The organism is bacterium (assembly GCA_021371935.1).
In the GTDB taxonomy this organism is placed as follows: Bacteria; Armatimonadota; UBA5829; order UBA5829; family UBA5829; genus UBA5829.
The window spans coordinates 230,450-253,671 of the sequence record JAJFVF010000019.1 but is presented as its reverse complement, the minus strand read 5'-3'; the positions used below and the strand labels follow the sequence as shown (position 1 = coordinate 253,671).

Below are 23,222 nucleotides of genomic sequence, written 5' to 3'. Positions count from 1 at the left end.
CGGTGAAACCACAGGCGCAGCAGCCACTGCCTCTACAGGCTTGACTACAGGTTTGGCAGTTTTCACGGGTTCAGCCGGTTTGACAGTCTCGATATGCACCGGCTCTGCCACCGGAGCGGCAGCTTTCTTTGCATCCCATGCCTCGGCCTCCGGTGATGACTGGGTAATATCCCACATATCCAGCGCAGGATGGCTCACCTTCTCCATATGAGCACGGATCGAGGCATCGTCCATCGCGATTGTTTCATCAGCGATCATATCAATAAAGCCGGGTATGCCAACCTGTTCGCCGATATGAAGCAGCTCTTCGCGCAGGGAATCTTTGAGTTCTTTAGGCATCCAGACGATGCGTTTGTGCCCACCCTCGGATGCAATAAACTTCCGGCTTGAGATGTAGGCTTTGCCTACACCTATAAAGCCCGGTGTTTGAATGCCTCCGCCGATCATACCCGCAAGAGTGGAGAACTTCATGCCCATTGGCGTATTGCCCGGATACTCGCGGCTCACTATCGCGACTCCGTTGCACTCCGGCAGCATCGCGACTATCGCCTCGAAGCAACCGCAGCTCGTCATCGGGTCTTTGAGCATCGAGTATGCGTTGAACGCTTTGATAGTCTGCTTGGAGTTTTGATATACGTAGTCGTTGATATTCTTCCACTGCCCGCGAACCGGGTCCAGACATTCGCCCTTCACCAGCGGCTGGTTCGGACCTGTCGGGTCGATCTCATAGGCTGCCTTGCCGTCCAGCCAGTTATATGCACCACACAGCCCCAGCCTCTCAGGAGTTATGACACAGACATGATTGGGCGCAAAACTCTGGCACAGCAGGCATGAATAGAACGTGTCCACAGTCTCGTCAGTAAGCGACTCCACACGCAAATTGCGCTCACGATAGACCCTTCGCGCCTCAGTCAGGCGTTTTTCGACCTCGTCCTTCTTGGTGAAGAGCGTCACCTGCACCTTATCCACAATCGCCGGATATTCATTCAGGAGCTTGGCATGCAGAATTTCTCCCAGGTGAGCGATAGTAAAGCCCTTGGCCTGGGCGTTTTTGCTGATCCTTACCCATATGATGTCGCGCTGACCCATGTGCCAGATACCCTCGGCGCCGTTGATCAGGTGATGAATCTGGCGCTCAAGGATCGACTCGAAGTCGGACTGCATCTTACGGCCTGCCACTTCCACCCATATACCCAGCGGCAGAGCGGTGCCCGGCTCGACATCATTCACATCCGGCCCGACAACTTCAATCCTGCCGTCCTGGACCTCATCGAGATCTTTTGTGGTCACATACTCGAATGCGGGCGTGCGGTTGCCGCCGAACTCGACGTGGGTCTGTTCTTTCCTGATCCTCTCGCCCTCGAATGCCGCGCCATAGGTAACCGGAATCGGGACTTTTGTGATCTTGATTTTGCACCCGCGCACTTCAAGAGCTTTTTCGACTATCTGATCCAGCGGCACATCCGAGATGATGTGCTCATATGTACATACGCCGCTGGGCAATATCTGCGGAATGGCAGTGTCGGCAATAATCGGGAAGCCGTAACTGAGCGCACCGGCTGCGGCAGCGCATTTGATCTCATCCACAGCGCCCAGAGCCATCACGAATGCGAAGATGCGGTCTTTGTTATATTTGAGATTGCGAGCATAATCGCCTGGCTGGACACCGCCGAATGACAGTGCCGCGCGGTTCGCAAAGCCCAGCGCGTATATCGCAGCCGAGACATCCTTGCCGAATGGAACAAGACGAGTGTCCCATCCGACTTCCACTCCGCCTTCGACGAGCTGCTCAGCAAAGGATATGCCGTCAGTCTCACCGGCCATGAAGACGTAGATGTTCTTCTCTTGAAGCTCACGTGCGATCCTGACCGCAGTTTCGACATCAGGAGCCGCACCCACAATAGCGGCAAATCCCGGAGCGGAACCGTCCACAAACTCGATCCCTCGCTCGCGTATAATCACATCGCTTGCAGCGCCCAGCCATATTCCATCCACAGGGTTCGGACCGATCAGATATTTGCACGCTTCAAGCATCTCGGCAGCAAAAAGTGTCGCCATACCCGCGTCCAGAGTACTGCCGAAATACGGCAGCCATGCGTTCTCAGACGGCGGAGGAGCCAGCAGAGCCTTGCACTCATCCAGCACCGGCAGCATGTCCCCGAGTGTCTCGACCTTATGACCCAGCAGCGAGTATATCACCGGCAGATAATAGGCAGTATCTGGAAAGCCCACCGGGCAGTCGCTGCCCTTGTCGGCAATCACCTGCCGCACAGCCGAATCGACTGCCCCAACCACTTTTTGTGCGCCGGATATGGCTATGGAGGATATAATTTTGCTCATACCAGTTCCCTGCGCTCCTTCATATCCAGTAATTTGCGTTCGCGCTGAGCATTGATCTTCAGATCATCACGCTTGGACTCGATGTGCGTGATTATCGCGTCGACAGGATCGTCAACAGTGGAAAGCGGAAAGTGGAAAGTGGAAAACCCGGATTTGCCTATCACCGTGAATAGACCACTTGCTGCAAAGCAGCTCGCAATTGCAGCACCTCTTCCATCAATTTGACCACAATATGCGGCTAGCGGCATATCAGAGAAGTCCTCGCCGAGTCCACCCAACGCGAGTAGTTCATTTGCCAATAAGAGCACACGAGCGCCTTCATAACACGATCCCATCTGCAGAACAAGCGGCATCCCTATCATCTCGCACATCTCAGCAAGTGTCTCACCGGCACGTTCAGCCGCTTCAGGCAGAAGCAGTCCGGCCTTTGCCAACTCGACCGCACAGCACCCAATATTGAGCACGAGGACATTTTTCTTTATAAGCTCACCCGCTATATCGGCCAAACCGGTATCACTTTGACTGCAGCCGAACAGGCATACGATCCCGCGGATTCTGCCGTCAGTTATCGCATCCGAGAAGACTTGGAACCCTGCTCTGAACCGCCCACCGAGCATATGCGCAATCGACTCATTCGAGAACCCTGCGATCAGCTCGACACCAGTGTCACTTTTAATGGAATCATTGAAGTTTTTACACTCGACATGCTTATCAGGATCGGCATGAGCCACAAACGGCTCCGGCGAACCATCAAGTATGTCCGACGTGATAGTGGCGACAAGTGAGCCTATCCAGCCGTCAGCTATGCCGCATTTCATACACGTCTTAGTCATGTCACCAGCACCAGCCAGAGCTTCAATCACTACCGAATCGATTCCACTCGGCTCGACACCGATATTCTTCCAGTGCTGCCTGAGTTTTACCGGAGCCAGGTTCAATGCAGCGCTCGGCTGGTCCGACCAAGAGAATTGACTCATAAAAAAATCAGCCAGGTCGGATGCTATCTCATAATCGCCCCTGCCATCGGTATCGATGTCGAAGAGTGATGCAGCCTTGCGCAGACTTTTTGCGTCCACTATCCCACTGCGCTTCTGCGATGCGAGCTTGAGGGCTGCAATTTTCGTTTTGGCGAAATCGGAAATGGAAGCAGTGCCCATTGTGCATGTGCGCGTAAATTCAGTTATATCAACAGCCATCGGAGTCTCCAAAATTGGTTGTTAGGTGTCGGTACAGAGAGCAATAATCAATCCAAAATATAAAATACTAAATCAAATGGCTCATCATTTTGTCTACACTCATCCTGCACGCCGAATCAGCCGGTATATCGCCGACCGCCAATCCGTCCGCATCCAGCGCGGCCACGTTATCATCCATTTTTATGACCTCAAGCAGCAGCAGACCCGCAGCATCTACTTCGGCCTTTACTCTTTCCGGTAATACACCGTCAGGCACTCGATTGACAATCAATCCACGATTTGCGACCGGCGTGCCCATCTCCTGCGTCAGGTCGGCAATGCGCTTTGCAGTGCGTATACCGCGCACACTGCAGTCGGACACAATAAGCAAAAAGTCTATCTTGAGCAGAGTCCGACGCGAGATATGCTCGCAGCCCGCCTCGCTGTCCACCAAAATATGCTTGTAGTTCGACGAAAGTCGTTGGATCACATCGCGCAGCACGTTGTTGGCGAAGCAGTAGCAGCCCGGACCTTCAGGTCTACCCATCACGATCAGGTCGTAACCTTCCTGCTCGACCAGAGCCGACTGCACCTGCATATCCAGAAACTCCTGCTTGGCGATCCCGGCCAACTTGGTTGCAGTTGATCTTGCCTCTTCGCGTATCCCGCCGACAGACGCCTCGTACGTGATTCCCAAAGCCTCGTTGAGGTTGGCGTTTGAGTCGGCATCCACCGCCAACACGGGCGTCTCTTTGTGCGCCACCAGCCATTGGAGAATCAGTGTGGAGATTGTGGTCTTGCCCACGCCACCTTTGCCTGTAACCGCTATCGTATAACCCATAACTACCTGCCTTGCAGTGCTTTGCTTGTTTCGCTTAGAAGTCTGAATACCATCTCCGCATCGTCAACCGGCAGCGAACCAGTCCCGCATGAGGGAGTAATAAATGCCCGCTCGATGATATATTCGCGGCTCAACCCACTTTTTGAGGCAAGGTTATCTACCACCGAGTCGAACTTCGCGACAAGGCTCTCGACCGACTGAGACCGCACTTTCTCACTGTTTGTAGGCACGATCCCCCATGCCAAATACTTGCCGTCTTCCAGATATTTTTTGACGGCATCCGGGTAGAGAGCAATAGTATCGCCAAAATCGAATGCGTCGAAGCTGATGATATCGACCCCTGCATCGATGAGTATCGACCATTCAGTGTTGCCGCAGCAGTGAATGCCCGCAAGCGCACCTTCGGAGTGAACAGCCTCTATCATCTCGTTCAAAGCTGAGATCACATCATCCCGGCTCACGCTGACATATGTCGACGATCCGAACGCCGAGAGTATCGGCTCATCGATAAAGCATATCACTTTTTCGGCATACGGCTTGAATTTGCGAATCTGCCATCGACACTTCATCGTCAGAGCCTTTATAATAGCGTCCTTGTAGATGTCGTTGTAATATATTGCGCGCTTGTCTTGGTCAACAACAGTAAGGCCAAAACTCAGCGGCCCGGTAGTCTGCACCTTAACAAACGGCCGCGTCGAACCGCAGTTTTTAAGCGCCACCTCCATAGCGTATATTCCCCTGGAGTAGTCTGGGCTTATGGCGAAGGCGTCAACTTCATCCATTGCGATTTTCTCCATAAACGCGCCCAGAGCAGCGAATGTATCGTCAGTTGTATCGAAATAAATCCGCTGTTTTTCATTATCGATCACCACATCCGGCAGACCCTCGGAGTATTGGACCTCCATCTGCTCGTTCATGCCGTTTGCGGGAAGCTGAGGCCATATAGGCGCATCTGGGATACTATCAAGAACGATATCTATAGCAGCTTTGGCGTCGGCATGCGGCATGCTGCCTATCGCCGTGGCCATGCATCTGGGTAAGAAGCTCACTTTGGCTGATTCTCCTGAGTTTGGTCGGACAGCACTAGATTACAATATTGAGCACCAAATTACAATATCTGAACTGTTCAGTTTAGTGGGAATAAATAAGGCTCGGCAGGAGCCTCGCCCTCCCGGCATGCCTGTCATTGGAAGAAAAAAGCTCATAGAATCTACAATTAGCACAAATTCCCGGATAACTGAACTCTCTCACAATATCTAATCTATAAACCGTCCAATCGAAGAAGCCACAGCACCCAGGTCAGCCATAAGTTTTGCAAAAACATCGAGGTCGAGAGACTGCGCACCGTCACAAAGCGCATCGCATGGATGTGGATGAATTTCTATAAGCAACCCGTCAGCGCCAGCCGCAACAGCAGCCTTACTCATAGCCGAGACATATCTCCAGTTGCCGCATGCGTGCGACGGGTCCACAATTACCGGCAGGTGCGATAAAGACTTCACCACCGGCACGGCCGACAGATCAAGCGTGTAGCGGGTATGGTTTCGTTCGAGAGGATGGACGCCGCGCTCGCACAGGATCACATTGCCGTTGCCCTGCGCCAGGATATACTCAGCCGCAAGGAGCCACTCGTCTATAGTCGCGCTGGAGCCGCGCTTGAGCACAACCGGGCGCTTCGTCTTGCCGACTTCGATGAGCAGCGGATAATTCTGCATGTTCCGAGCGCCAATCTGGAGTATATCCGCGTGTTCCACTATTGCGTCCAGGTCATGCGGGTCCATCACCTCAGTCACTGTAACCAGACCCATAGCCTCACCTGCCTCTTTGAGAAGCTTGAGACCTTCGATTCCCAGTCCCTGAAATGCATACGGCGAAGTCCTGGGCTTGAATGCCCCGCCTCGAAGCAGCTTGCCTCCGCTATCTTTGACGGCCTTCGCAGCAGCCATCAGTTGATCGCGGCTTTCGATTGCGCACGGTCCGGCAGCAACAATCACTTCTTTGGAACCGATGGAGACGCCTTTGACCGTCACAACAGTATCCGCCGGATGAAACTCACGCGAGGCACACTTATACGCGCGCGTGACCTGGGTGACGTGATCGACCCCCGGCATACTTTCGAGGATGCTCGTGAGCGCACCGCGCAGGTCCGGCGGAATTGCGCTGGCTATGCCGATGGCGGTGCGTTCGCCTCCGGGCATATTGAGCGGCTTGAGTTTGTAGGTGGATATACGGTCAACGACTGCCTCGATCTCACTTTTTGAGGCGCCGGACTTCATTGCGACGATCATATTACACTCCGCGACTTATCAGTTTATGACAATATCTTAAGCTCACACTACTCTGCTGTCAAGCGCTCGCATGACTCGGCATAGTATTCCTGCGCAATCTCGAAACCGATAAACGGCAAGCCGAGCCTTGCGCATGCAATTGCGCTGGAGCCTATCCCCAAAAACGGGTCAAGCACAAGCCGTGCACGCTCGACGCCATGCAACTTTATACATCGCATAGGAAGCTCGACCGGGAACGTCGCCGGGTGCGGCCTTTCCTTATCGCGGCTCTGGATAGTCTCATATGGGATAAACCATGTGTTTCCCCGACAGCGCAGATCCCTATCAGCACTTTTCCAGCGGCCTATATTGCTCTTATCCTGATACGGCACACCCACGGCCAGCCTATCGAGCGGGACATCACCGCACTTTGTGAGGTGAAAAATATACTCATGGCAATCGTTGAGGAAGCGCTGTGATGAGATCGGCTTGAAGTGACCAACTGCCACATCGCCTGCTATCCCGGGGTAATTGCCGACCTCGCTCTTCAATATCGCAATCGACTTCACCCAGTGGATCACATTCTGCAATGTGAAATGCCGGACCATCACGTCCAGCAGTTGAAACGGCACCAGCGGATCACTCGGCTTGCCGCCTACATTGAGGAAAAGCGAACCCGTCTCCGAAAGCACTCTTTTGACTTCTGATGCCCACTCGTCCATCCACGACAGGTAATCCTCACGAGAGAGGGTGTCGTCATAACCGTTGTAGTCGATCCCGAGGTTATACGGCGGCGATGTCACAACAACATCCACACTGCCCGCATCCAGACCGCTGCGCATACCCGAGATGCAGTCGCTGTTGATCAGCTTGACCTGAGCGTTTCCGCATACGAACGTCCGTGAATTTATTGCCTGTTCGCTGATTATTTCGTCTTCTCCTCGTTGCTTTCGATCATATTACTAAGTTTATCCTTGATGGCAGTTGCATCACACACGCCTTCAAATTTCTCGACAACATGCCCTCGGCAGTCCGCCAGGACAGATGCAGGAGGTTTTGCAAGAGAAAGGCTCTCAATCGCGCCCTTTCCTGCCCTCTCTTCCCAGTTCAGCCTGCGAAACTCGATCTTATCGCCGAATTCGGCATTCATACGGGCAAACGTCTTGTCCATATCACTGCCGCCCGGCTTCTTGTCGGATCGAACCAATAGCCAAGTCGGCCTGCCCTTATGAAAGGTGAATGCGGGAGCAACCTGCCCCACGTCAATCGGGACGCCTCACCCACCGCCGGATGATCCGCACTGGCTCGGTTCATCCGTCTTCGGCCCTATTGCCTGCAGGCCGGCCCACAGAATGATTAACGCTATAACAACAGCCAGGCCAATCGCAAAGTTCTTCATAAAATACCCTTCGCCGCCAGGTGCTGCTACCCCTGCCGGTCACGATACATCTGCCAAAATAGAATCCATGGGTCGAGCAATATCGTCTGACCATGGTCATGGACCTTGAAAACAAAGTGGCTGTGGTCGACGCATCCGGTGAACACTCCTGCTCCAATCGCATACTGCCTGCCCTTGGGTATGGGCTCATGCTCCGGCACAGTCAGCTCGATTATATGATGCGTCTGGATGATCCATTCGGAACCGTCCTGCCATTTATGTATTCCGCGCCACCGGTTATTATTATCACCATTTCCGAGGCTGTTGAAAAGGTAATGATCGTGGATATCCAGAGGAGCCCAAAGCGGCGTGCCGCGCGGGTGATTGATATCCAGCCCGCCATGCGCCTGCGTGCCCTCATATGCGCCGAGCCAGCAGTCCTCACCCCGATAACACTGCTCGATCCTGAGTCCTCCTTCGGGCAGCGGACACCATGGATAGAGTATGTCGGGGCATATGCGCAGCGCCGCATCCTGAATGGCAAACCGAGCATGTTTGTGTGGACGGCACTCGCCGTGGTCTTCCGCCAAAAACTCGAAAATGTCATCCACGGCATCCAGCCATATGCGCATGCCGTCTATCATCCACGGCTCATAGAAACTGTTCTGCGTGGAGACTTCGCGTTCGAGTATATGCTCATACCCATTGATATCCAGAACGCACGAGAAACGATAATCCGTGCGCGCACCCTGTTCGGGCACACCAAGCTGCTTCAGCGTTGTGCGCAGGACATGTGCATCAGTGGAGACGAGCGTGATTTTTGCCACATCCCCGGAGACAAGTTGAAACTCTATGGCTTCACCACGGTCCATCTCGACTGCGGTGAGTGTTTCTTTGGCACGGCACCTCATATATATAAATAAGCCGGGCGCCGGGAATTCCCTTCCCCGGCGCCCAATCATAACGTCCTTGTATCAGCAGTGCTTCCTGCAAATCTGACACTTTGCTTTGTCACGTAAGCACGAAAATACGAAATCACGATATTTTCTTTTCGTGTTTCTTTCCTTTCGTGTTTTCGTGATATAAACTCTCAGAATTTTTTGGTGTTGGTGTTTTTTTGTATTTGGTGTGGTGTTTCGGGAATTCATTCCCGAAACGATCACCACGTATCGGAAACAAGATTCCCGATACAGCAACACCGATTACCAAACTCGGCAGGAGGGACGCCCCATCCCCGTGTCCGATTACCAGCTCCATCACCCGGCACCCGACACCCAACACCTGATATTTACCCGCACTTGCTGAACCCGCAGAACCTGCAGACCACGCATCCCGACTCATGCTCTACGGCGCTCCCGCAGTCCGGGCATGCTCCAACCATGTTGTCGAGCTTGTCTATATTCTTGGATATCTCATCAGTGGCTACACCCGTCTTGCGTTCGGCCAGATAATGCTCTATTGCAATCCCTATTGCGTCAGCGCACGAGAGCACTGAGCCTCCGTTGCCCCATGCCGGGGTCGGGCACCTGATCCCACGCAGATGTTTCTGGATCGACTGAGCATCCACACCTGCCCTCAGCGCAAGCGAAATCAACCTGCCTATGGCTTCTAGCTGACTCGACGCGCAGCCGCCTGCTTTACCCATCGAAGTAAAGACCTCGCACAGCCCTTCATCATCCTCATTTATCGTAACGTAAAGATTGCCGCAGCCCGTGTTCATTCGCTCGGTGGAGCCTTGGGTGCGGTTCGGCCTGGGTCTGGGACCGCGCACGACCTTACCGGCTGCTTCAGCGGCCTTCTTGTCCATCCCGGACACATTGAGCACCTGCGAGTCCCTGCTGCCATAGCGATAGATCGTGCAGCCCTTGCACCCTTCTTTGTATGCGAGCAGATAGACCTCACGCACATCATCGGGGGTCGCATCCTGCGGGAAGTTCACTGTCTTGGATACGGCATTGTCCGTAAACCTCTGGAAAGCCGCCTGCATGCGTATATGCCAGACCGGAGCGATGTCCAGAGCTGTTCCGAAGACCTTCTGAACATCCTCGGGCACTTCATTCATCCCGCGCACACCGCCCCTCTCAGCGATATTGCGCATCAGTTCTTCACTGTAGAACCCACGCTCCCGTGCCACTTTCTCGAAGTATGGATTGACCTCAACAAGCTCAGTGCCGTCCATAACACGCTTCACATAACTGATTGCAAACAGCGGCTCGACCCCACTGGAGCACGCCGCGATAATGCTCAGAGTGCCCGTCGGGGCGATGGTGGTGACGGTGGCGTTGCGCACTTCCATCCCATCGTCCTTGCGATCATATATACTGCCTTTGAAGTTCGGGAAAATGCCCCGCTCCTTTGCAAGCTCGCACGAGACCTTGCGACCCTCATTGTTTATAAAGCTCATCACCTGCTCGGCAATGGATATGCCCTCTTCAGAGTCGTATGGAATCCCCAACTGCAGCAGCATATCGGCAAAGCCCATCACTCCCAGCCCGATCTTGCGGTTGCCCCTGGTCATCTCTGCAATCTCATCGAGCGGATAGCGATTCACGTCTATAACGTCGTCCAGGAACCGCACTGCAAGCTGGACCGCATGGCGGAGCTTGTCATAATCCACTTCATAATGGTCATCGACCTCCTTCACCATCAGCGCAAGGTTGATCGAACCGAGGTTGCACGACTCATACGGCAGCAGAGGCTGCTCACCGCACGGGTTCGTGCTTTCGATCTGGCCGACATTCGGGGTCGGGTTGTCACGGTTTATCCGGTCTATGAATATGATGCCGGGCTCACCGTTCGTCCATGCCAGGTTCACGATCAGATCGAATACTTTGCCCGCATTGAGTTTCTTGCAAGGCTTGCCGTCGCGGGGGTTGATAAGATCATACTCCTTATTCTTGATTGCAGCCTGCATGAATTTTTCTGTGAGCAGCACGCTTATGTTGAAATTGGTGAGCTTGGATGTGTCTTTTTTGCAGGTTATGAAGTCGATGATATCCGGGTGATCCACGCGAAGACACCCCATGTTGGCCCCGCGACGGGTACCGCCCTGCTTGATCGCTTCGGTTGCCGAGTTGAAGACCTCCATAAACGATATAGGTCCGCTTGAGACTCCGTTGGTGGACTTGACGCAGTCATGAGCCGGTCTCAATCGTGAGAACGAGAAGCCGGTTCCGCCGCCGCTCTTGTGGATGAGCGCAGTATTCTTCACCGTCTCGAAGATGCTCTCCATCGAGTCGTCGATAGGCAAAACGAAACAAGCCGATAACTGACCGAGTTCGCGGCCTGCGTTCATAAGGGTCGGGCTGTTTGGAAGGAAATGAAGATTACTTATGAGTTCATAATATTCGCCCGCAAGCCCATCGATATATTTCTCGGACTTGCCATATGCGATCTCGGCATCTGCAATTGCGCGCGCCACGCGCTTGAACATCCCGTCGACGTCTTCAAGCAGTTCGCCTTTCTCATTTTTTCTCAGATATCGTTTTTCAAGAACGGTTATTGCGTTTTTAGTAAGCATAGCCCACCCCTGTTTTGAAGTTAGATGTAAGAGGTTAGATGTAAAAACACGGACATAATCAATTAATAGAACAACTAAGCAATTTACGCAATGTAAATTGCACGTCTCGGTCTGAATTCCGTATTCAGAACACATATCTCTGGCCAGCATTATTCACAAGGAACGTGAATAATGCTCTCAGAGACCCTGATTATGCGGTAAGCGCATAATCAGGGGTAATACAAGTTCAAGGCCGTAATTTATTTAGCGTGAAGACCGTTTGGAGGAGCGCCGCCCGCTGCCGCCCAGGACCTCCACTATATCTTTGAACTGCCCTGCATCTTGGAATTGCCTGTAGACCGATGCAAACCTCACGAAAGCAACCTGGTCCACTTTCCTCAGGGCTTCGACCACCATCTCGCCGATCTGCTCCGATTCAACTTCTCTGATCCCGGAGTCATAGACCCTGCGCTCTATGTCGTCGGCAATCGATTCCAACATATCCATTCCCACTGGACGCTTTTCACATGCCACGATCATACCCTTCAATATCTTATTTCTATCGAACGGCTCGCGGCGTTTGTCTCTTTTGACCACCATCACGCGGAGTTCTTCTATCTGTTCAAAGGTTGTGTAGCGCCTGCCGCAGCCCACACACTCTCTCCGCCGCCTGATAGCCTCACCGCCTTTTGCGGTGCGCGAATCAAGAACTTTATCGTCCAGATTGCCACAAAATGGACATTTCATGATAAGCCCTCTGCCACTATATCTAGTGGACTTCAGAATAGTATCACACAACATATGCGCTGTCAATGAGGCTCAGCAAATTTTACTGATGCAAAATTCCCCGCAAGTTTTATAGGGGTTAAGAAATATAAATTTGGGACTGGTGATTGGCATGGTCGTAAAATCACAAGCGGCTTCCTCCCTATATACCCAACCCCCGCCCTCTATACGCATCATTAAGCACGCTTGTTAATATTTGTCAATAATTTAATCTCGCAGCTCTGCAATTATATAGACAGCTCCGCAATATTGTGGTAATTACTATAGGGGTTTGTTAATATATCATGGCATCCATACATAATAATCTCTCTGTTTCGACATCAGAATCAGGCATCGACGTGACAAACGGGCTTGTGCTGGTCAGGCTTGCCCTCAGAGACGGCGGCTACGCACAGGAATATCACGCCGTCGATAAGGACGGCAACTTCCAGCTTGTGCTGTCGTCACTGCACAAGAACCTGATTCCGTCCAGCGAATTCCGGGCATGCGCATCACCCATGATCTCCGGCAGCCGTCCACATCTTTTTTCAATCAGCCGTGACTCGCTGAGAATGGTATTTTCCGATGCACGGGTCATTTCGCAAACCGAACAAAGCGTGGTAATACTCCTGACAGGCTCCGCCATGGGTCACCAATTGAAACAACAAATCGAACTGCGTGATGCTGAGTCCTGCGTCCATATTACAGTAGAAGACAATATCGAGAATAACGCACACCCCCCACTGGTTGAGTATCTGATGAGTTCGTATGCGTTCACTCCCGCCAGGTGGGCAGTCACTCACGGCAGCAATATCGATTATACATGGGCTCCAGTCCTCAGGCCGGGCGATGAGCAAATCATCGGCGATCGCGCATTCCATTCGCCCGCCGCGATTATCCAGCACGGCCATTTGGCTGCCGCGCTCATACCAGACCCGCAAGTCACGAAAGGAGAGATGCAGACAGCACTCGACCTGGACATCGCAAACGGCCTGCTCTCATCACCCCTCATCTCATATGGTTTCTGCGGATACGAAGAGTCAGGCAGGTATTTCACTCACGATATGACCATGGCCAGACACCTCAACACTCCATATCTCAAATATGGCTTCGACATTCTGCTGGATGCAGACCGCAAGAGGAAATCCATGCACAAGTATGTGGCTATAGCGCTATGGCGACACGGCAGAGAGTGGAGAGCGGAGAGCGCAGGGCACAATAATTATGCAATATCGACTGCAGACATATACACCGACAAAACCGGAACACTCAGACTAGCTCTGCTTGAGCCTGATGCATGGTCGGCATATGGAGTATATTTTATGGGCGATACGGCGTTAAAAAAAGGAGCGCATGCTCTAATAAATGCATTGCTCAGTGCGCCCAAGTATGCAGGACTTTTTCCAACAAAGTTTAACAGCAACAAACGTGAATGGTCCGGCTGTAATGTCGCAGTTGATGGGGCATATTATCACAGCGTCGAATGCTCGCGCCAGGGCATATGGCTGCTCAGGTGGTATACGGATATCGATCATGATCAGCGAATAGTCAACTATTGTAAAGATTATGGCGAATTCTTAGTCAGGATCATGCGCGATGACGGATCAATTCCCTCATTCTTCGATAAATATGCCCATCCATTACCGACTCTGCTGAGCAGTTCCCAGACAGCCGTCTCCGCACTGTTTCTTGCACGGTTTGGCTCGATCACAGGTGACAATCGATATACTCAGGCTGCCCAAGATGCAGTGAAGTTTGTAATCAAGAGCAACCTGTATCAGGACCACACACTCATCGACACGCAAAACCACCTCACCACTTCGATCCAGGACCCTCATACCGGCTCGCTTCCCCAAAGCGGATGGTCGCTGCTCTGGAGTGCAATAGCCTGCCTGGAAATATACGAATCTACTGCCGATCACAAGTTTCTCAAGCAGGGAATCGATATTTTGAACGATCTCAGCCTGTTCCAGTCGGTATGGAATGGGTGTGGAACGATACCATTCGGGATGTGCGCCAGAGGCAATGTGGATATATCAGCCGATATCGAGCTTACAGCCGCATTCGCCGAATGTGCAATGCGATACTCGCGCGTGTCAGGCGAGAAACTCTATTTTGAGCGGGGAGCGGCAGCACTAAAGGCCGCAGTGAATGCAAACAATATCAGACCGCTGAGCGCAGCGCATATAGGTGCGATTGATGCAGTAATACGCCGTTCATTCGGCGCTGCATTCGTCCATGTTGGAAAAAAATGGGCATTCCCAGTAAACGGCGCAAAGATACATAGCGTAAGTTTCGACCGGAGTATACTCGGCCTGTCGATATGTGATGCGCAGGCCAATACAGCCAGGATCGTGTTTGACGGAATGCGCGGCAGAGCCTACAGTGTGCGCATCAACAGACACAAGTTCACATGTTCAGCAGATGAAATGCGCGCCGGCATAAAGATTCCTAGCCCGCAGCCGTAGGGTGACGCCTCTCCATAAGCGCATCGTGTGGGTCCTCTTTGAGCTGATCGCCGACCTTGGCCAACTTGCGCAGCCGTTCTATTTCTTCGTCCACATTTATCGAATCGACATCACGCCGATCCAGCGCCTGAATAATACGCTCGGCGACCCTTATTGCTCCCAGCACAAGTATCTCATTTTCATACTCAACATACACGTGGAACCTGCCCTTCGGGTCGACCCGCCAATTCCACTGCGTCTCGCCTTTCAGCGTGCTATTACGAAGAACCTGACCCTGAAGCTCGATAATCAAGTGCTCAAACAGATGCGGAATCTCCGTGGACTGGCACTCACGCCGAAAAGAGAAACCATTATCGTTTTCGCACCGATGGCGCGCCAGATGTGGAAAGAGCTTAAAAAGCAGCTTGGGAATATGAGGTGCGTGCTTGGTGGAATAGCAATTTGGGTCAGGCATCTCCACCACCAGCTTGACGTGATTGCTATCATAGAAGAGAATCTCGACTACCTTCAACTTCCGTACTCCTGAGTGGTCGGCAAATGCCTTTATGTAATTGTATTCTATCACTCCGACATGGCGATGTAAAGAGCATGGCGCTATTTTGTCGCCATTATTTATGCATTAGACAACAAGCTCAGCAGTCAACCATATAATAAGCAGCTCTCGCGAAATTACTGTGAGAGCTGCTTGAACGCTACATCAATATCCCGGACCATATATATGCAGCCCTGGGAGAAGAGCCTTCAGGTTGCGCAAAAACCTGAGTGTATCAGCGTTGACCCATCCGGGAGGCGGCACAGCTCCCAGACCAAATCTTGTCACATATGGGTATCCTCCACCCAGTGCCACAAGCGGTCCACATCCTCCGATGACACCGAAATTCCCCGTGCCATAAATCTGTGGATATCCGTAATATCCAGGATTATTACCCGGCTGACTATAAAAAACCGGCGCCTGTTGATTGACCACAACCTGCTGTGACGGTGGAGCCGGTTGGGCTGTCGTTTGAGGAGCAGTTTGTGTCATTGCGGGCTGAGACTGTTGAGCCTGGTTCGTCTCCTGAGGATATTTGACCGACGTGCTCTTGGTCGGCTTCTTGGGCTTGGCCGTCCCCTGCGCAATAACTGTCCTGGTCGCCTGTCCGGCATTCGCTGATGGCCCGATTATATATATACCGTCACTGATTGTATATGTCAGCCCTGCCGCGTTGGTAAACAGCGTCAGCGCCTGTTCAAATGTTATCCCTTTGAGTTTGAGTTCAACCACCCTGCCCGAGACTCCGGGCTCAACCGTATATTGATAACACGTCCCCGCAAACAGAGCCGATAAGCCCTCTTGCACGGTAACGTTCTTAAGCTCCAAATTAACGAGCGCGGGATTTTGTCCGGCAGCATATGCGCTTGCACACACAAAAGCCGTCAACACCAGCACCCACGAGAGCAAACCTATGGATTTCATCTCGTGCCCCCTTACTGCCTGAGCCAAAGGCATACGTATCACACAATCAGTATACCCGAGGGGAGAGAATTTAATAATGTATATTTTGTGTTTAATATCGAAAGAACGCAATGATTCTGGCAAATACCAAATCCAAAATACTAAATATCAAATTCTATAGTGGATTAACTGGCTTTCCGTTGACACGTTTCTCGAAGTGGAGGTGAGGACCTGTGGAGTAGCCGGTGCTGCCGGATTTGGCGATAACCTGGCCCCTTGACACTTGCTGCCCACACTTTACGAGGAGTCTTGAGTTGTGGCCATAGAGTGTGGAAACACCGCCGCCGTGATCTACAATAACTGCATAACCATATGCATTCCTCCAGCCCGCAAAAATTACTTCACCATCGGCAGCCGCATGAATAGGCGTACCCGATGGAACACCGATATCGACACCGGTATGCGGTTTATATATACCACTGATCGGATGCTTTCTGTAACCAAACGGTGATGTAATGGGACCGGAGCACGGCATCGAAAGTCCGCCTTTGAAAGCACGGGCATATCGTGCGCGACCCTTTGGAGTCATCTGATAGCGCCTGATCTGATTTTCAATCTCTTGTGATTCCGCTTGGAGTTCGTCTTCAGCTTTTTTTTGCAGTTCTATGTTGTGCTCAAGGTTATCAATCATCTCCTGCTGGCTGTCGGCCAATGCAGCAACTTTATTGCGTTGAAACTCAAGCCGTGTCTGAAGCGAGCTAATCTCACTTACTCTGCGCGCCTGGCGAGCCTTATCTCTTTCAATAGCCGCCTTATCTGCTTTAATCTGCCTGATGAGTTTTGCATCAGAATCGAGTATTCGCTGGAGATAATATACTCGAGTCTGGAACGACCACATATTGGCCGCGCCAAGCACGACATTCAGATAGTCCAGACCCTCACCCTCATATATGTCGACCACCCTGCTCTGCAGCAGCATTTCACGTCTATCGAGCTGTTTCTGGGTCCTTTTGAGTCTTTCCACGGTCTCATTGAGGTCGGTCTGAGCATCCAGCAGTTTGATCTTGTTGCGTGTAAGACTGGTCTGAGTGCTTTCGAGGTCACGCTGTGTGGAGTAGAGCTGGCTCAGTACAAAGCGCTTCTGGTGTTCTTTTTTCTTTATTTCTTTTCTATAATAGCGGATTTTACTCTGGACATTGCGCAAGTCAGATTTCAGAGCAGACGTTTTTTTCTTGGCGCCGAGCACAGGCAAACACAGCCCAAACGCCACTATAAAGGCCAATGATATTACGGCAAACCTTGTTTTATTAGCAAATCCGTTCAGCATGATTATCTTTTTGGAATGACTGAATCCTCTGGTTATACGTTCGATTCACATAATAGAGAGCATAAACCGGAAAGCCGGGAGGGCGAGGCTCCCGCCGAGCCTAGTCTGCGCCAACTCTCCACTGTGGGCTTTCTATTCATTTAGCGCCTCAGCAGGTCTAATCCCTCAAAAAACGTCTGATGGACACAAAACTGCCCGCTGCACCTATTGCAGCACCCAGTATCACCAGAGACAAAGCCTGAGCAGATGCCCCAAGCCCACTGGAGACCTTGCCGAGCAGCGGCGTCACTTTCTCGGCGGCATATGCAATATATGTAGAGCCGATTCTGAGCAGGCACCATGCCACAATCGCCCCTGCCACTCCAAAGACGATACCTTCGATGACCAGAGGCAGCCTGATGAACTCATTCGTAGCTCCGACAAGCTGCATTATCCGTATCTCGCGCCTGCGCGCATAAAGTGTAAGTCTGATTGCATTACTAATGATAAATGCGGTTGTGATGAGGAGCACAATCACACCGGCAAAACTCACCGCTTTGACGACTTGCGCTCCGGCCATTACCCTTTGGAATGTCTCACGCCCCTCACGGACCGCATCGATGCCGCCCATGGAGCGAATTCTGGAGGCGATCACCGGCAGCCTCTCAGGGTCGGCGACCTTCACATCCATCGCATACGGCAAAACGTTGGTCGGCAGACCCGCTGAGTTGATATCGGGGTACATTCTCTTGAAATTGCGCCATTCTTTGTCGCGGTCACGCAGTTCCACACTGCTGACACCATGCATCTTGCGAATCCGCGCGGCAGTCTCTTCGGCATGACTTCGGTCAGCATCATCGTGCATAAACACGGCTATCTTAAACCTGCCGATCTGAGCTGTAGAAAAATTGTTTGCTCCAAGCGCAGCCAGAACGAACGCCCCCAGCACTCCAAGCGAGAGCGCGATTGTTGATATCGACGCAAAGGCCATGAGGCCGTTTCGCCATATCCCCGTAAATGCTTCCTGAATCACAAACTCTATGTTTCTAAGGTTCACAGTATTGATACATACCTTTATTGACATCACGGACCAGCGTGCCCGATTCGAGCTGGATTACCCGTTTTTTCATCTTGTCCACTATCTGAGAATCATGTGTCGCCACCAGGATCGTGGTCCCGCGGACGTTTATCTGTTCAAGCAGTTGCATAATCTCCCATGAAGTCGCAGGGTCGAGATTACCCGTGGGCTCGTCGGCAATGAGAATGGTCGGATGGTTGATAAGAGCGCGTGCAATCGCGGCTCTCTGCTGTTCGCCTCCCGACATCTGATGCGGAAATGAGTCACACCTGTGAGTGAGCCCCACAAGTTCGAGCACATCGCCAATCCTGCGTCTGATATCTCTGGGGTTCACGCCGATAACACGCAGCGCAAACGCCAGGTTCTCCCAGACATTTTTCTGAGGAAGGAGCTTGAAGTCTTGGAATACTATCCCGAGCTTGCGGCGCAGAAATGGCACTTGTGATGAGTTCAAAAGGGTGACGTCCTCATTATCGACAACCACACTGCCGGAACTCGGCAATATTTCACGATACAGCAGCTTGAGAAAAGTGGACTTTCCGCTGCCAGTGGAGCCTACAACGAAGACGAACTCACCTTTGTCTATAGATAGATCGATGTCTTTTAGAGCATGGACACCATTGGGATATTCGACCGACACGCCCTGTAGATAAATCATATTGCCTCAATTATACTTTATGCTCGTTTTGGATGCAATGACATATATGTTATAATCGAACTGAGCACAAGTATGAAGACCTTAGATAAATACGTCGCAAGAGAGATGATGGTTCCGTTTGTTGCCGGATTTGCGGTCGTCCTCATCCTCCTTGTCGGCAACATCATCTATAACAGCATCGACCTGATAGTCAGCAGAATCAGCCAGTGGCCGGACCTGCTTTACTATATATTTCTGCAGACTCCGTACTGGGTCATGCTCGCTCTTCCGGCAGGTGCGCTGTTCGGCTGCACTCTGGCTGTCAGCAGGCTCGCGCGAGACAGCGAGATCACGATGATGCGAATGGCGGGCATCAGCGTGCGGCGAATATTTCTGCCGGTCTTCATCGTAGGAGCGCTTACCAGCATCGCAGCCTATGTCTTCCAGGAAAAGGTAACTGTCTGGACCCAGCGCGAGGGCGTCAAAGTACTCAAACGCATCTATCTCGCACCCGGTTCGATACCTATCCAGGCAAACGTCTTCTTTCGGGCGGAGCGGTATTATTTTTATGTGAACCGTATCGAACGGACAGGCGGCAATACCACACTCACCGACTTGATGATCTACGAGCCTCCGATAGGAGACGGCTTCCCTACTTTGATCACTGCAAAATCGGCCATGGAAGAAGATCATATTTGGTATCTTAAGGAGTGCACAATATACTGCGTCGCCGACAACGGCGACCCCGAATTGATAGGCCACCCAAAAAAAATGAAGCTTGATCTGCGGCGTGCAGTGACGGACTACTTTGCTCAGGAACAAAAAGTCCCCGAAGCAATGTCGATAAAAGAGCTTAAAGGCGAAATGGACAAGCTCTGTCAGAGTGGCCAAAAATCCGATAGCTACCAACTCGAATACGGCTACAAGCTCGCAATCCCCTTAAGCTCACTCATATTGCTTTTGTGTGTGGCACCGCTGAGCCTGCGTTTTGGTCGAGGCGGAGGTTTCATGGGGGTGCTCATAGGGATTGTGGTGCTATTCTTCTATTGGAACGTGATCCTATTCAGCCGTGTGCTCGGCAAAACAGGAGGTCTGCCGCCCGGCTTGGCGGGCTGGAGTGAAGTAATCATCTTCACAATCCTCGGCATCTACCTTATGTGGGAAACCGAGTAATTTTAGATTTAGTATTTTATATTGATAATTTACGCGTGGTTATGTGGGGTTGGCAACAAGAGCTGAAAACAATTCAAATACAGTCATTCCGAGCGAAGCGAGGAATCTGCTTTGAACCTGACTTTACGAATTTGAACCGCTGAGACACTGAAAAATGAGAGACGCTAAAAGTAAGGAAATCCCATGGTGGGAGTTATTCTGAAAGAAATTCGATTTATTGGTGCAAATTAGGCTCGGCAGGAGCCTCGCCCTCCCATTTTTCCAGTTGAAGTAATCATTGATGGGTAAGGATCTCTGAATCCTTACCCCAAGGCCAGTGCCGGATCTCAAAATCCGGCTTTTACAGTCAACGCTTTCTATTATGTGAGCCGACCGCTAAACCAGAATACGCTACAAATGCAGTCATTCTGAGCGAATGCGAGGAATCTGCTTTGAACCTGGCGTCGCATATATACGGGGGATTTGAATCCCCAAATTTTTTGAATCACAACTAAATGCTTTTCTACTTCTTATGAGACTATTTGGATATTGGGCAGTTTTGGTGTGTGTGCTTCTGCCGGTGTGCGCATATTCGCAGACTGACGATATTGACTCGACAACCACATCGTCCGACATAACCGTGCCCGCACCCATCACCCCACCCAACCAGGTCGCTCCGATACCTGTCGCGCCGTCCCAACCGCCATCGGGCTATATTCCTATGCCCGAACCCTCTGCATCAACAGGTCCGGCCAACTTCATCAGTGTCTTCGGGGCAGAGTGGAACACGATATTTGAAGACGGCAAGCCTGCCCTCACAGTTGCGAGCGGACATGTCACTGCCCGCTACCGCAACGTGCTGGTGACAGCCGATGCCGGAACGGTTGACTATAAGACAAACACAGCGACATTCTGCGGCAATGTTGTCTTTCAGATAGACAAACAACAGGTGCTGGGCAAGCAGATCATCATAAACCTAAACACTGGCAAATGGGACATGCAGGACGCCATTACGACGCTGACCCCCGACTTCACCAGAGGCTACACTTGCGCACCCGTTTTCGGTAATGCACCGACCATCGAGGGCATAAAGCGGTCCTCCATGGCTGTCAGAAAGGGCGAGGTCACCACATGCGATCTCGCCGATCCGCACTATCAGCTTGTTGCCAGGTCGGTCGACATATATCCAGGTCAAAGGCTCGTATTGCGAAATGTAAAGCTGATCGCGCTACATAAAAGACTCCTCACATTTCGCAGGCTGGTGATCCCAATAAACCGCATCATGCGAGACCCTGAGCTTCTGCCCAAGATAGGCCAGACCACCGAAGAAGGCTTTTACACCAAATTTTCGTATCCACTTTCCGGCAGTGGAAAAGAGGCAACACTTCTGCTGGTGGACCTGATGTCCAAGAAAGGAGTCGGCACGGGGATCAGCAACAACTATCAGTCCGGCTCCACAAACGGCGATGTACAGTTCTACACTCTCAACGACCGCAACATCGGCCGCCAGACATATACGGGCAGGGTCAACCACAATCAATGCTTAGGCGACTACAAGTTAAATTTGATGACCGACTTCAGAGCCAACGAATACCAATACGCGCCGCACAGCCAGACACTCACCGGCAGAGCCACACTGCTGCGCGATACATCGATGTCGAAAAGCTCACTCGTGATCGGCTATCAGAGCAACAACACATACACCAAAACGTCCAGCACCACCGGCAATCTGACCTACTCTCAAAAGATCGGGACCAACTCGTCTTTAGACAGCCTGTTTAACTATATCGCCTACTCCGGCAGCACAAATAATGCGCGGCTCACCTCAAACCTTGCGTTCACAAAGAAAGAGGAAAAGTTCGACTGGAGCCTTACCGCCATCAAACAGACCGACCTCAGCGACGAAGCGTTCGTCACCAGCGGGTCATTCGGCGGTGTCGAAAAACTGCCGGAGCTTTCGCTTACAACGGACAGCGCACGGATCGGCAATCTGCTGCCGTTTGGGATTCCAACGCAGATGAAACTTGCATTCGGTGAATATGCCGAGGTGGGAAACACCAGTCTGTTCCGCACATATTATGAGATGGCTACTCCGGCAAAGCCCCACCCCATCAGCAGCACGTGGAACCTGCTTATGGGTGCAGGACTCAAGCAATATGTTTACAGCAACGATACGGCGCAATACGCGCTCAACGCCAGCACGCAGCTCAAAAAGAAATTTACTGAGTGCTCCGATTTCTCTCTGACATATCGCTACCAGAACCCCCGCGGATATACGCCGTTCCGTTCCGATTACATCAGCACCTACAACATCATAAACGCAGCCCTGACCCTAAAGCAGGGAGAAAACAACAAATTCAGTCTGATTGGCGGCTACAACTTTGAACAGCCGTCCGTGCCCTGGCAGAACACGACGCTCAGATGGTCGATCCAGACCTCACCACACCTGCTCTTCTATACGGCGACGGGGTTCAATTTCAATACCTGGAAATGGAAAGCTCTCATCAACCAGGTCAGATACAGATCACTCGACGACTGCTTCCGTTTCGACCTCGGCACGCGCTATGACACGACGGTAGGCGTGCGAAAACTCTCCAGCATCAAAGGGCTGCTTGACACAAGGGTCGGTCCAAAGACTCGGGTGCAGGCTTCACTGGGCTATAACGGCATCAGCCAGGACTTCGACTATCAAAACATCATGATAACCCGCGACCTGCACTGTTGGGAGCTGTCGCTGGCATATGTAAACCAGACCGGCTTCTACACAGATAAGGGCATCAGGCTCAACCTGCGAATCAAAGCATTCCCGCTCACGCAGAATTTCGGCGCAGGAGCATTCGGTCAGGTCCTCGATACGAGTGTGGGCGAAGACTTCTAATAG

17 protein-coding genes and 1 pseudogene are annotated in these 23,222 nt (G+C 51.9%); 3 read left to right on the top strand and 15 right to left on the bottom strand.

Features of this window, described 5'->3' with window-relative positions; all coding sequences use genetic code 11:
* Window positions 1-75: 75 nt before the first annotated feature.
* The 10 genes and pseudogenes from cdhC to nrdR form a co-directional block, all read right to left on the bottom strand.
* Window positions 76-2,340: pseudogene (cdhC, locus tag LLG46_13605) on the bottom strand (CO dehydrogenase/CO-methylating acetyl-CoA synthase complex subunit beta).
* Entirely contained in the window at window positions 2,337-3,536 is a 1,200-nt protein-coding gene (locus tag LLG46_13600; protein MCE5324330.1) for a hypothetical protein, read from the bottom strand. The pseudogene cdhC and the gene LLG46_13600 overlap by 4 nt, the downstream one beginning before the upstream one ends.
* 67 nt (window positions 3,537-3,603) lie before the next feature.
* Entirely contained in the window at window positions 3,604-4,356 is a 753-nt protein-coding gene (locus tag LLG46_13595; protein MCE5324329.1) for an AAA family ATPase, read from the bottom strand.
* Window positions 4,357-4,358: 2 nt separating this feature from the next.
* Window positions 4,359-5,405 carry a hypothetical protein gene (locus LLG46_13590; GenBank protein MCE5324328.1) on the bottom strand — a complete coding sequence of 349 codons (1,047 nt, stop codon included), beginning with the start codon at window positions 5,403-5,405 and terminating at the stop codon, window positions 4,359-4,361.
* Window positions 5,406-5,612: 207 nt separating this feature from the next.
* Complete coding sequence (aroF, locus tag LLG46_13585) at window positions 5,613-6,644, bottom strand: 3-deoxy-7-phosphoheptulonate synthase (GenBank protein ID MCE5324327.1); 1,032 nt, start codon at window positions 6,642-6,644, stop codon at window positions 5,613-5,615.
* 47 nt (window positions 6,645-6,691) lie between these two features.
* Window positions 6,692-7,465: a site-specific DNA-methyltransferase gene (locus LLG46_13580; GenBank protein MCE5324326.1), complete on the bottom strand. Its 774-nt coding sequence runs from the start codon at window positions 7,463-7,465 to the stop codon at window positions 6,692-6,694.
* Window positions 7,466-7,548: 83 nt separating this feature from the next.
* Window positions 7,549-7,830, bottom strand: coding sequence for a hypothetical protein (locus LLG46_13575; GenBank protein ID MCE5324325.1), 282 nt, complete (start codon window positions 7,828-7,830; stop codon window positions 7,549-7,551).
* 218 nt (window positions 7,831-8,048) lie between these two features.
* A complete protein-coding gene (locus LLG46_13570; GenBank protein MCE5324324.1) occupies window positions 8,049-8,912 on the bottom strand; it encodes a hypothetical protein in 864 nt (287 codons plus the stop codon).
* 377 nt (window positions 8,913-9,289) lie between these two features.
* Window positions 9,290-11,521: a vitamin B12-dependent ribonucleotide reductase gene (locus LLG46_13565; GenBank protein ID MCE5324323.1), complete on the bottom strand. Its 2,232-nt coding sequence runs from the start codon at window positions 11,519-11,521 to the stop codon at window positions 9,290-9,292.
* 243 nt (window positions 11,522-11,764) lie between these two features.
* Window positions 11,765-12,247 (bottom strand): transcriptional regulator NrdR, encoded by a 483-nt coding sequence (gene nrdR, locus LLG46_13560; protein MCE5324322.1) that lies wholly within the window; start codon window positions 12,245-12,247, stop codon window positions 11,765-11,767.
* A 323-nt stretch (window positions 12,248-12,570) separates the two neighbouring features.
* Here nrdR and LLG46_13555 point away from each other — a divergent pair, with 323 nt between their 5' ends.
* Entirely contained in the window at window positions 12,571-14,733 is a 2,163-nt protein-coding gene (locus tag LLG46_13555) for a hypothetical protein (protein ID MCE5324321.1), read from the top strand.
* Here LLG46_13555 and LLG46_13550 read toward each other — a convergent pair.
* From LLG46_13550 to ftsE, 5 genes are all read right to left on the bottom strand, one after another.
* Window positions 14,717-15,244 (bottom strand): hypothetical protein, encoded by a 528-nt coding sequence (locus tag LLG46_13550; GenBank protein ID MCE5324320.1) that lies wholly within the window; start codon window positions 15,242-15,244, stop codon window positions 14,717-14,719. The two genes, LLG46_13555 and LLG46_13550, sit on opposite strands and share 17 nt — an antisense overlap.
* A 186-nt stretch (window positions 15,245-15,430) precedes the next feature.
* Complete coding sequence (locus LLG46_13545) at window positions 15,431-16,189, bottom strand: hypothetical protein (GenBank protein ID MCE5324319.1); 759 nt, start codon at window positions 16,187-16,189, stop codon at window positions 15,431-15,433.
* 154 nt (window positions 16,190-16,343) lie between these two features.
* The gene (locus LLG46_13540; protein MCE5324318.1) at window positions 16,344-17,495 is read right to left on the bottom strand and encodes a peptidoglycan DD-metalloendopeptidase family protein; all 1,152 of its coding nucleotides are present in this window, start codon (window positions 17,493-17,495) and stop codon (window positions 16,344-16,346) included.
* Window positions 17,496-17,652: 157 nt separating this feature from the next.
* Window positions 17,653-18,558 (bottom strand): permease-like cell division protein FtsX, encoded by a 906-nt coding sequence (gene ftsX, locus LLG46_13535; GenBank protein ID MCE5324317.1) that lies wholly within the window; start codon window positions 18,556-18,558, stop codon window positions 17,653-17,655.
* Window positions 18,521-19,210, bottom strand: a complete 690-nt coding sequence (gene ftsE / locus LLG46_13530; protein MCE5324316.1) for a cell division ATP-binding protein FtsE — start codon at window positions 19,208-19,210, stop codon at window positions 18,521-18,523. Before ftsE ends, ftsX begins: the two co-directional genes overlap by 38 nt.
* Window positions 19,211-19,282: 72 nt before the next feature.
* Here ftsE and LLG46_13525 point away from each other — a divergent pair, with 72 nt between their 5' ends.
* Window positions 19,283-20,362, top strand: a complete 1,080-nt coding sequence (locus LLG46_13525) for an LptF/LptG family permease (protein MCE5324315.1) — start codon at window positions 19,283-19,285, stop codon at window positions 20,360-20,362.
* A gap of 511 nt (window positions 20,363-20,873) precedes the next feature.
* A complete protein-coding gene (locus LLG46_13520) occupies window positions 20,874-23,219 on the top strand; it encodes a hypothetical protein (GenBank protein MCE5324314.1) in 2,346 nt (781 codons plus the stop codon).
* The last annotated feature ends 3 nt before the right edge of the window (window positions 23,220-23,222 follow it).